Source organism: Streptomyces sp. NPDC058964, from assembly GCF_042741275.1.
Classification (GTDB): domain Bacteria; phylum Actinomycetota; class Actinomycetes; order Streptomycetales; family Streptomycetaceae; genus Streptomyces.
Map to the genome: position 1 here is coordinate 1 of NZ_JBHYKH010000321.1, position 10242 is coordinate 10242.

Annotated in this window: 7 protein-coding genes, 1 pseudogene and 1 riboswitch; of the genes and pseudogenes, 2 read left to right on the plus strand and 6 right to left on the minus strand. The window is 72.2% G+C overall.

Annotated elements, in window-relative coordinates; genetic code table 11:
• The 6 genes from cobN to ACFW2E_RS31050 form a co-directional block, all read right to left on the minus strand.
• Positions 1–3636: cobaltochelatase subunit CobN (gene cobN / locus ACFW2E_RS31025; RefSeq protein ID WP_384470389.1), on the minus strand; the 3636-nt coding region annotated here is incomplete at its 3' end.
• Positions 3633–5204, minus strand: a complete 1572-nt coding sequence (locus tag ACFW2E_RS31030) for a cobyric acid synthase (RefSeq protein WP_384470390.1) — start codon at positions 5202–5204, stop codon at positions 3633–3635. The genes cobN and ACFW2E_RS31030, both read right to left, overlap by 4 nt.
• A complete protein-coding gene (locus tag ACFW2E_RS31035) occupies positions 5201–6151 on the minus strand; it encodes a cobalamin biosynthesis protein (RefSeq protein ID WP_384470391.1) in 951 nt (316 codons plus the stop codon). Before ACFW2E_RS31035 ends, ACFW2E_RS31030 begins: the two co-directional genes overlap by 4 nt.
• A 102-nt stretch (positions 6152–6253) precedes the next feature.
• Positions 6254–6396: riboswitch (cobalamin riboswitch) on the minus strand.
• A gap of 127 nt (positions 6397–6523) precedes the next feature.
• Positions 6524–6751: a hypothetical protein gene (locus ACFW2E_RS31040; RefSeq protein WP_384470392.1), complete on the minus strand. Its 228-nt coding sequence runs from the start codon at positions 6749–6751 to the stop codon at positions 6524–6526.
• A gap of 32 nt (positions 6752–6783) precedes the next feature.
• A complete protein-coding gene (locus ACFW2E_RS31045; RefSeq protein ID WP_384470393.1) occupies positions 6784–8025 on the minus strand; it encodes an anion permease in 1242 nt (413 codons plus the stop codon).
• Between the two features lie 147 nt (positions 8026–8172).
• Positions 8173–8922, minus strand: coding sequence for a lysozyme (locus tag ACFW2E_RS31050; RefSeq protein WP_384470394.1), 750 nt, complete (start codon positions 8920–8922; stop codon positions 8173–8175).
• 196 nt (positions 8923–9118) lie between these two features.
• Between ACFW2E_RS31050 and ACFW2E_RS31055 the strand changes: the two genes are divergently transcribed.
• The gene (locus ACFW2E_RS31055) at positions 9119–9850 is read left to right on the plus strand and encodes a class II aldolase/adducin family protein (RefSeq protein WP_384470395.1); all 732 of its coding nucleotides are present in this window, start codon (positions 9119–9121) and stop codon (positions 9848–9850) included.
• A 124-nt stretch (positions 9851–9974) separates the two neighbouring features.
• Positions 9975–10242: pseudogene (locus ACFW2E_RS31060) on the plus strand (hypothetical protein); the annotation flags it as partial.

Genomic DNA, 10242 nt, shown 5'->3' on the forward strand with positions numbered 1-10242 from the left:
CACTCGGATCCGGTCCAGGGTCTCCTGGTCCGGCTCCGCCCAAAGGCCCCGGTCCGCGGCTTCCAGCAGGCGCTCGGCGATGCCCCGCAGCGCCCACGGATTGGACTTCCGCATGAACTCCTGGTTCTCCGCGTCGAAGACGTACTCCGCGCTGAGCTTCTCGTACATCCAGTCGTCCACGACCCCGGCGGTGGCGTCGTACCCGAACAGGTAGTCGACCGTCGCCGCCATCTCGAAGGCGCCCTTGTAGCCGTGCCGGCGCATGGCCGCCATCCAGCGCGGGTTGACCACGCGGGCGCGGAAGACGCGGTGGGTCTCCTCGCCCAGCGTCCGCGTCCTCACCTGGTCGGGCACCGCGGAGTCGCCGACGTACGCCTCCGGGGAGGCCCCGGTGAGGTGCCGGACCATGGCCACCATGCCGCCGTGGTACTGGAAGTAGTCGTCGGCGTCCACGAGGTCGTGCTCGCGGGTGTCGACGTTCTTCGCGGCGACGGCGATCCGCCGGAACGCCGTCTCCATGTCCCCGCGCGCGGCCCGCCCGTCGAGCCCGCGCCCGTAGGCGTAGCCGCCCCAGACGGCGTACACCTCGGCGAGGTCGGCGTCCGAGCGCCAGTTGCGGGCGTCGATCAGCGGCAGCAGACCGGCGCCGTACGCGCCCGGTTTGGAACCGAAGATCCGGGCCGTCGCGCGCCGCCGGTCGCCGTGCCCGGCGGTGTCCTGATCGGCGTGCGCGCGGACGAAGTTCCGGTCCCCGGGCTCGTCCAGCTCGGCAACCGCCCGTACCGCGTCGTCGATCAGCCCGACCACGTGCGGGAACGCGTCCCGGAAGAAGCCGGAGATCCGGACCGTGACGTCGATGCGCGGCCGGCCGAGCTCCTCCAGGGACACGATCTCGAAGCCGGTCACCCGGCGCGAGGCGTCGTCCCACACCGGACGGCAGCCCAGCAGCGCCAGGATCTCGGCGATGTCGTCGCCCTGGGTGCGCATCGCGGACGTACCCCAGACCGTGAGGCCCACCGACCTCGGGTACTCGCCGGTGTCGGTCAGGTACCGCTGCACCAGCGAGTCGGCGAGCGACTGCCCGACCTCCCAGCTCAGCCGGGACGGAATGGCCTTGGGGTCGACCGAGTAGAAGTTCCGGCCGGTCGGGAGCACGTTGACCAGACCACGGGTGGGGGAGCCGGAGGGTCCGGCGGGGACGTAACCGCCGTTCAGCGCCCGCAGGATGTGGCCGATCTCGTCGGTGGTCCTCGCCAGGCGCGGCACGACCTCGGCGCAGGCGAACTCCAGCACGGCGACGGCGTCCGGGAGTTCGCCGCCGAGCACCTCACGGACCAGGCCCGGCGCCGCCGTGACGTCCCACGCCCGCGACTCCATCCCCTCCGCGATCCGCCGGCACAGCTGCTCCAGCAGGTCGATCGCGTCGGCGGCCGTACGGGACGGCCCCTCGACCAGGTCCGTCAGCTCCACCGGCACCTTCACCGGCACGCCCGGCTCGGCGAGGAGCTCCTTCTCGACCAGCCCGAAGTGCTCCGCGAGCGAGGCCCGCAGTCCCGGCAGGGCGTTGGCCTGCCCGCCCCACACCTGGGAGGCGCGCAGCACTGCGAGGACCAGGTTGACGCGCGGCTCCGCGACCGGGCCGCCGCCGAGAATGTGCAGGCCGTCGCGGATCTGGACGTCCTTGATCTCGCACAGATAGCCGTCGATGTGCATGACGAACTCGTCGAAGTCGTCCTCGTCCGGCTGCTCGTCGACGTGCAGGTCGTGGTGGAGCTCGGCGGCCTTGACCAGGGTCCAGATCTGCGCGCGGACGGCGGGGGCCTTCGCCGGGTCCAGGTCGGAGACGAGCGCGTACTCGTCGAGCAGCTGCTCCAGCCTGGCCAGGTCGCCGTACGTGTCGGCACGGGCCATCGGCGGTACGAGATGGTCGACGACCGTGGCGTGGCCGCGGCGCTTGGCCTGGGTGCCCTCGCCGGGGTCGTTGACGATGAAGGGGTAGATCAGCGGGAGGTCGCCGAGGACGGCGTCCGGCGCGCAGCCCCTGCCCAGCCCCAGACCCTTGCCGGGGAGCCACTCCATCGTGCCGTGCTTGCCCATGTGCACGATCGCGTCCGCGCCGAACCCCCCCTCCGATGCTGCAGTCTCCAGCCAGCGGTACGCGGCCATGTAGTGGTGCGACGGCGGCATGTCGGGGTCGTGGTAGATCGCGATCGGGTTCTCGCCGAAGCCGCGCGGCGGCTGGATCATGACGACGACGTTCCCGAACCGGAGGGAGGCGAGGACGATGTCGTCGCCGTCGACGTACAGCGAGCCCGGCGGCTCGCCCCACGCCTCCAGCATGCCCTCCCTGAGCCCGGGGTCGAGCTCGTCGAACCACGCCCGGTAGTCGGCGAGCGGCACGCGCGCGGGCGCGGCGGCCAGCTGTTGCTCGGTCAGCCATTCGACGTCGTGGCCGCCGGCCTCGATGAGCCGGTGGATCAGCTCGTCGCCGTTGTCGGGGTACTCGGTGAGCGCGTAGCCGGCGTCCCGCAGCGCGTCCAGGAGCCGGACGGCCGAGGCGGGCGTGTCGAGGCCCACCGCGTTGCCGACGCGGGAGTGCTTGGTCGGGTAGGCGGTGAAGACCAGCGCGACCCGTTTGCCGGCGTTCTCCTTGTGCTTCAACTGCGCGTGCCGTACGGCGATTCCGGCCACGCGTCCGGCCCGCTCGGGGTCGGCGACGTACACCGGGACGTCGGTTCCGTCCTCGGAGACGACCTGCTCCTTGAAGGAGAAGGGCACGGTGACGAGGCGGCCGTCGAACTCCGGGATCGCCACCTGCATGGCCGCGTCCATGGGGGAGAGGGCGGCGTCGGACTCCTCCCACGCGGACCGCGAGGAGGTCAGGCAGAGCCCCTGCAGCACCGGGATGTCCAGGCCGGCCAGCGCCCCGATGTCCCACGCCTCCTCGTCGCCGCCCGCGGAGGCCTGCGAGGCGTGCGTGCCGCCCGCGGCGAGGACCGTGGCGACGAGGGCGTCGGCGCGGCCGAGGATCTCGTACAGCCCGGCGTCGGCGCCGCGCAGCGAACCGCAGTACACGGGCAGGGCGTTGGCGCCCCGCGCCTCGAGCGCGTCGCACAGGGTCTCGACGAAGGCGGTGTTGCCGCTCAGCTCGTGGGCCCGGTAGAAGAGCACGCCGACGGTCGGCCGGCCCTCGACGAGGGCGCGCTCGCCGTGGACGCCGTACTCGGGCATCTTCTGCGGCTCGGTGAACCCCTCACCCGTCAGCAGCACCGTGTCGGACAGGAACCGGGCGAGCTCGGTGAGGTTGGCGGGGCCGCCCTCGACGAGGTACCGCAGCGCCTCGGCCACGACACCGGCCGGCACGGACGACTCGGCCATCAGCTCGGCGTCGGGCACCGCCTCGCCGCCCAGCAGCACGGTCGGGACACCCGCGGCCTTCAGCGCGGCCAGCCCGTCCTCCCAGGCGCGCCTGCCGCCGAGCAGCCGTACGACGGCGATGTCGGCCCGCCGGGCGAGTTCCGGAAGCTCTTCGGCGACGTCGACCCGGGTCGGGTTGCCGGTCAGGTAGGCCGCGCCGGAGGCCCGGGCCGCCAGCAGATCGGTGTCGGCGGTCGACAACAACAACACTGTGCTCATGCGGGCGCTCCCGGTGGAATGAAGGGCAGTCCTTGTGGCGCGCCGGACTCGATGAGCCGCCAGAGCGCGTCCGTGTCCGCGTGCTGTTCGATCAGGTCCCCGAGCCGGTCGAGCTGTTCCTCGCGCAGCGCGGCGAACGAGGTGTCGGGGGCCGGCACGAAACGGCGGCCCGCGGCGGCCGCCACCTCGCGCAGGAAGGCCCGCCGGAAGCCGTCCGACTCAAGGGAGCCGTGCCAGTGCGTGCCCCAGGTCTGCCCGACCCGGCAGCCGTCCAAGAAGGGCTCCCCGCCGTGCACTTCGGCGACCCCGTGGTGGATCTCGTACCCCTCGACATGTTCACCGAGGGCCTCGCCGGTGGGCCGGGTCAGGGTCTTCTCCCGGGCGAACCGCACCCGGACGGGGAGCAGACCGAGCCCGTCGACCGGTCCCTGCCGGCTCTCGACCTCGTCCTCGATGTGCTCGCCGATCATCTGGAACCCGCCGCAGATGCCGAGGACGGGCCGCTGTTCGGCGGCCCGCCGGACGAGAGCCTCGGCGAGACCGCGCTCCCGCAGCCACTGCAGCGCGCGAACCGTTCCCCGGGTGCCCGGGATCACGACGAGGTCGGCGTCGGCGAGTTCCTCCGGCCGGTCCACGAACCGCACCACGACACCCGGTTCGGCGGCGAGCGCGTCCACGTCGGTGAAGTTGGACATGAGCGGGATCGCGCAGACGGCGACGCGCAGGACGTCCTCGCCGACGGGCGGGGAGACGTTCGACTCGCGCACGGTGCCGCGCAGCGAGACCCTCAGTCCGTCCTCCTCGTCGATGCCGAGCCCGTGCCGGAACGGGAGCACGCCGTAGGTGTGCCGCCCGGTGAGCCCGTGCAGCATGTCCAGTCCCGGCTCCAGCAGGGACACGTCCCCGCGGAACTTGTTCACGAGGAAGCCGGCGACCAGTTCCTGGTCCTCGGGCGAGAGCAGGGCCACGGTCCCGAAGAAGGAGGCGAAGACGCCCCCGCGGTCGATGTCGCCGACGACGAGCACGGGGAGCCGGGCATTGCGTGCGATCCCCATGTTCACGATGTCGGTTTGCCGCAGATTGATCTCGGCGGGAGAGCCCGCCCCCTCACAGATCACCGCGTCATACGTGCCCCGCAGCTCGGCCAGACAGTCGAGAACGGTCCCGAGAAGTCTCTGTTGCCGGCCCCCGTGCAGCCTCCTCCCGGGGGACACTGCACCTGATGACGGCCGTGCCGCGGGCGCAGAGCCCCCGAAGAACCCGCGCGCGCTCAACTCGCCCACCGGCTTTCCCAGCAGCACCACCTGGCTGCTCTGTTCGCCGCCGGGCTTGAGCAGCACCGGGTTCATCAGCGCGGTCGGCTCGACCCGGCAGGCCTGGGCCTGCATGGCCTGCGCCCGGCCGATCTCGGCTCCCTCCCGTGTCACGAACGAGTTGAGGGACATGTTCTGCGCCTTGAAGGGCGCGACCTTGACTCCCTGCCGCACCAGCCATCGGCAGATCCCCGCCGTGACGACGCTCTTGCCGGCGTCGGAGGTGGTACCCGCGACGAGCAGTCCACCGTTCATGATCTGCGCCCCCTTGTCTTCGCTGCGACGGCGCGCGCGGCGACACCGACGCCGAGCGCGAGCAGACCGACCCGACGGGAGAGCCGTACGGCACGGTCGATGTCCTCGGTGGCCACGGCACGGCCGCCGCCGTTGAGCACGGGCCGGTGCTCGATGCGCCCCCCGTAGGAGAGGGTTCCGCCGAGCCGTACGCCCAAAGCCCCCGCGAAGGAGGCCTCGACGGGGCCCGCGTTGGGGCTCGGATGCCGGTGTGCGTCCGAACGCCAGGCACGCAGGGCCGCGCGTGGATCCGGGCCCGCGGCCGCGGCCAGTGCGGCGGTGAGCCGGGCCCCCGGCCATCCGGCGACGTCGTCGAGCCGGGCGGAGGCCCAGCCGTACCGCCGGTACCGGGGCGACCTGTGCCCGACCATGGCGTCGAGGGTGTTCACGGCGCGGAAGCCGAGGAGCCCGGGCACGCCGGCCGCGGCGCCCCACACCAGGGCTCCCACGACGGCGTCGGAGGTGTTCTCGGCGACGGACTCCACCACCGCACGCGCTATTCCGCCGGCGTCCAGGGCCCGGGGGTCGCGGCCGCACAGATGGGGCAGCCGCGCGCGTGCCGCGTCGACGTCGCCCCTCTGCAGGGCGTCTGCGACGGTCCGGGCCTCCCGGGCGAGCGAAGTCCCCCCGACGACGGCCCAGGTGGCGGCCGCGGTGAGCGCGACGGAGGCGGCGGGGGAGGCGCGTACGCCTCGCCGGGCGAGGACGCCGAGGGCTACGGCGCCACCGGCGCAGACGGCGGTGTGCGCGGCGCCCCATCCCCGGTGGTCCCGCCACAGCACCCGTTCGACGGCTCCCGCCGCACGCCCGAACGCGGCGACCGGATGCCCGTGTCGCGGATCGCCCAGGAGGAGGTCGCCGAGGAGGCCGGCGGCTGCGCCGTACGCGAAGACGCGATCGGCACGCATCGGCTCAGCCGGCCGTGGGGTCGGGCAATGATCTTCCGGTGCTGTGCCTCAACGGCCGAGCGAGCATGGCGATATGTCCTCACTCAGGGTGTCCACGCCCTGGTTCGACGAGACCGGCGGTGAGAGTTCCTGGCTCCCGGGGATTGCTACCCCGGTGACAGTGGCGGGACCGCGCCGGATTCACACCGGCTTCCTCTTCTGCCGCCGTACATGGCTCGGGCAGTCCACCACGGGCCCGGAAGGGCCGTCAACTTGCTGTTGACCTGCACGGGGAGAGTGTGCAGAACCCCACACCGGCACTGCCCGGACCGGTGTGACGGCATGCGAAAGGCTCCTCCCCGAAGGCATCGGGGAGGAGCCTGGCGAACTCGGTCAGGCCTTGGCCATGATCAGGTAGATGCCGTACGCCACCGCCGCCGCGCAGGCCGCGAAGCAGACGTACGCTCCGGTGACCGCGAGGGTGGCGGAGCCGCCCTGGGCCGTGGCGCGCTCGCGGTGCGCGAGGCCCTTGACGCCCAGGGTGAAGAGGGCCACGAGGCCCACGGTGACCACGAGGCTGACGCCGAAGACGGAGCCGAGGGCTGCCCAGTCGATCTTCATGGTGATGCTTCCTTAGTAACCGGGTCTCGGGGTCAGACGGCGGCGGCCGGAGGGGTGGCCGGGTCGGTGACGGTCGCGGGGGCGGGGATGGTGGCCGTCAGGTCCTCGGCCACGGTGCCCGCCGGGGGCGGCGTCACGGCGGCGATCGCCGTGGTCACCACACCGGCTGGCTCATCGGTGTCGTTGACGTTGCTGTGGTCGACGACCTGGCGGCGGGAGAGCTTCCAGATGGCGGCGCTGGAGGCGATCAGGAAGACGGCGACGAGCGCGGTGCCCCAGTCCCCCAGGCCGGTCACGGACTCGGCGAGCGCACCGACCAGCGCGGCGGCCGGCAGGGTCAGCGCCCAGGCGACGAACATGCGGGTCACCGTGGACCAGCGGACCACACCGCCCTTGCGGCCCAGGCCCGCGCCCATCACGGAGCCGGAGACGGCGTGCGTGGTGGACAGGGAGAAGCCCAGGTGGGAGGAGGCCAGGATGACCGTCGCGGCGCTGGTCTGGGCGGAGAAGCCCTGCTGCGGCTGGAGGTCGGTCAGGCCCTTGCCCATGGTGCGGATGATGCGCCAGCCGCCGATGTAGGTGCCGAGCGCGATGGCCAGGCCGGCGGAGAGGATCACCCAGGTGGGAGGGTTGGAACCGGGGGCGATGGCACCGCCGGCGATCAGCGCCAGCGTGATGATGCCCATCGTCTTCTGGGCGTCGTTGGTGCCGTGGGCGAGGGAGACCAGGCCGGCGGAGGCGATCTGGCCGGCGCGGTAGCCCTTGCGGGTGGCCTCGCCGTCGGCGTCCTTGCCCAGCCCGTAGGAGAACCGCGTGGCGAGCATGGCCGCCACACCGGCGACGATCGGGGCCGCGACCGCCGGGAGCAGGACCTTGGTGACGAGCACGTCACCGTGGACGGCACCCGTGCCGGCCGAGGCGATCGTGGCGCCGATCAGGCCGCCCAGCAGGGCGTGCGAGGAGCTGGACGGGAGTCCGACCAGCCAGGTCAGCAGGTTCCAGAGGATCGCGCCGACCAGGGCGGCGAATATGACCTCGGGACGTATGCCGGTCTCGTCGACGAGACCCTTGGAGATCGTGTTGGCGACCTCCACGGAGAGGAAAGCGCCTACAAGGTTGAGCGCGGCGGACATGGCCACCGCGACCTTGGGCTTGAGCGCACCGGTCGAGATGGTCGTGGCCATCGCGTTGGCGGTGTCGTGAAAACCGTTCGTGAAATCGAACGCGAGTGCGGTTACCACCACAATCGCGAGGATCAGCGAGAAGTTTTCCATTTACCCAGGCAATCGTTCAGAGGTCGTCATTGGCTGTTGGACCGTAGGCAACCTGAGTGAACGGAAGGTGAACTGAGGCAGGCATCGTGGTGTCACATTTACGGGGCCGCCGCTCCCCTCCGGTTCGACGGCCCAGGCGCGCGTTGGTCAGTGGCCCCGGGCGAACGTCCTCAGCCGGCCCGGCGACCCGTCGAAGAGATTCTGGTCACCCGGCAGGGGGCCGCCGTCGTCGTACTGCCAGAAGGTCCAGTAGGACCATCCGGCCGGCAGTTCTCCCACGTCCGAGGAGCCGTGGCGGGCGATCCACAGGGCGTGATTCGCGGCGAAGGCGCCGCTGCCGCCGGTGCAGGCGTTCCACCAGTGGGTGGTGGTGTAGATCACAGGGCGACGGCCGGTCTCCCGCCTCAGTTCGTCGCTGAAGGCCTTGATCCAGGCGACCGTCCTCGCCCTGCTCAGGCCGTAGCACTTGTGCTTCCGGTCGTACGGGTTGTACTCGATGTCGAGCGCCGGCGGCAGCGTCCAGCCGTCGGAGGCCCAGGAGCCGCCGTTGCGCACGAAGTACGCGGCCTGCGCGGCGCCCGACGACCTGTCCGGCAGCGCGAAGTGGTACGCGCCCCGGATCAGGCCCGCCCCGCGCGAGCCGTCGTACTGCCGGGTGAAGTAGGGGTTCCGGTAGTTCGTGGACTCGGTCGCCTTGATGTAGACGAATCTGGCGCCCTTCGCCCTCGCGCCCGCCCAGTCGACGTTCTTCTGGTGGGAAGAGACGTCGTACCCCTTCGTCAGGTCCGCCGCGGACGCCGGGGACCCGGCCGGCACGGTCCCGCCGAGGGTGAGCGCCACCGCGGACGCCGCGATCACGCGGGCGCGGTGGCGGGACGGTTTGCGATCACGGGCCATGGTTCCCCCCGGAATGGCTTCGTGTACGGCAAATCGTCCCGAGAGTAGTGGAAGGCCACCGAACGCGGGCAGATCTCCGGCCAAGTCTACGAAGAGTACTGTTTATGGCTTTATGCACTCTTTCGGAGGCGTGACTTCCGGCCTAGAGTGCCCCGCTCGGGCGGTCCCCCGGGGGACCGGCTGGCAGGATCTCGGCATGGCCGAACAACGGCGGGACGAGCGGGACGGCCGATGCGGCCGGGAGGGGGCGCGGGCGGTGCCGGAAGCGAGGAGAAGGGGTGTCCTCGACGAGGAGGCGCTCGCCTGGGAGGCGCTCGTCGTCACGGCGCGCCGGACGGTGTCCGACGGACTGGTTGTCGGAACCTCCGGCAATGTCTCGGTGCGGGTCGGCGACACCGTGCTGGTCACACCGTCGGGCGTCCCCTACGACCGGCTCACCCCGGACGACGTGACCGGGGTCGGCCTCGACGGGCGGCAGGTGCTCGGGAGCCTGGTCCCGACCAGCGAGCTGCCCATGCACCTCACCGTCTACCGCACCACCGACGCCCGCGCCGTCGTGCACACCCACGCGGTCCACGCGACCGCCGTCTCGACGCTCGTCACCGAGCTCCCCCCGATCCACTACATGTCGGCCGCCCTCGGCGGCCCCGTCCGGGTTGCCCCTTATGCGACGTACGGCACCGAGGAGTTGGCCGAGAACATGCTCCGGGCACTCGCCGGCCGCTCGGGCTGCCTCCTCGGGAACCACGGCACCATCACCTACGGCACCTCCCTCGACCAGGCCTACGACCGCACGGCCCAGCTGGAATGGATGTGCCGCCTGTGGCTCACGGCGTCGTCGGTGCCCGGCCTGACACCGTCGCTGCTGTCGGACGGGCAGATGGCCGAGGCCGGCGAGCGGCTGCGCGGGTACGGCCAGCGCCGCTGAGATCATGTCCGGCCCGCCCCGCCGATGCCTCGTGTCCGGCCGCGGGGCCCGGGAAGTCGCCCCGCTTCACACCGCGGGCGTCCTTCCACTGGCCGGTGGCCGGGTCCGCCGGGACACTGGACCCGTGCGCACTGTCACAGCGACGGCCGCAGCCGTCACAGCGGTCCTGGCGGCCGGCGCGGCCGGCGTCGCCGCCGGGCGAATAGCCAGCGACGCCGCACTCAAGGCGACGCCCGGCCGGCCGCTTCCCACCGAGCCGCGGCTCACCGTGCACGGCACGGCCGCCGGCCGGATCACGCTCACCCGCGACCTGGCCTCCCTGCGTCCCGGCACCTACGGCCTCTCCGGTGACGGCTCGCACGCGGTCGTCGGGGGCGGGCGGGGGGGGGGCG

Coding starts and splice junctions, on each gene's coding strand:
- ACFW2E_RS31050 (WP_384470394.1), bottom strand. CDS start 8,922: ATGGCCCGTGATCGCAAACCGTCCCGCCACCGCGCCCGCGTGATCGCG.
- ACFW2E_RS31055 (WP_384470395.1), top strand. CDS start 9,119: ATGGCCGAACAACGGCGGGACGAGCGGGACGGCCGATGCGGCCGGGAG.
- ACFW2E_RS31035 (WP_384470391.1), bottom strand. CDS start 6,151: ATGCGTGCCGATCGCGTCTTCGCGTACGGCGCAGCCGCCGGCCTCCTC.
- ACFW2E_RS31030 (WP_384470390.1), bottom strand. CDS start 5,204: ATGAACGGTGGACTGCTCGTCGCGGGTACCACCTCCGACGCCGGCAAG.
- ACFW2E_RS31040 (WP_384470392.1), bottom strand. CDS start 6,751: ATGAAGATCGACTGGGCAGCCCTCGGCTCCGTCTTCGGCGTCAGCCTC.
- ACFW2E_RS31045 (WP_384470393.1), bottom strand. CDS start 8,025: ATGGAAAACTTCTCGCTGATCCTCGCGATTGTGGTGGTAACCGCACTC.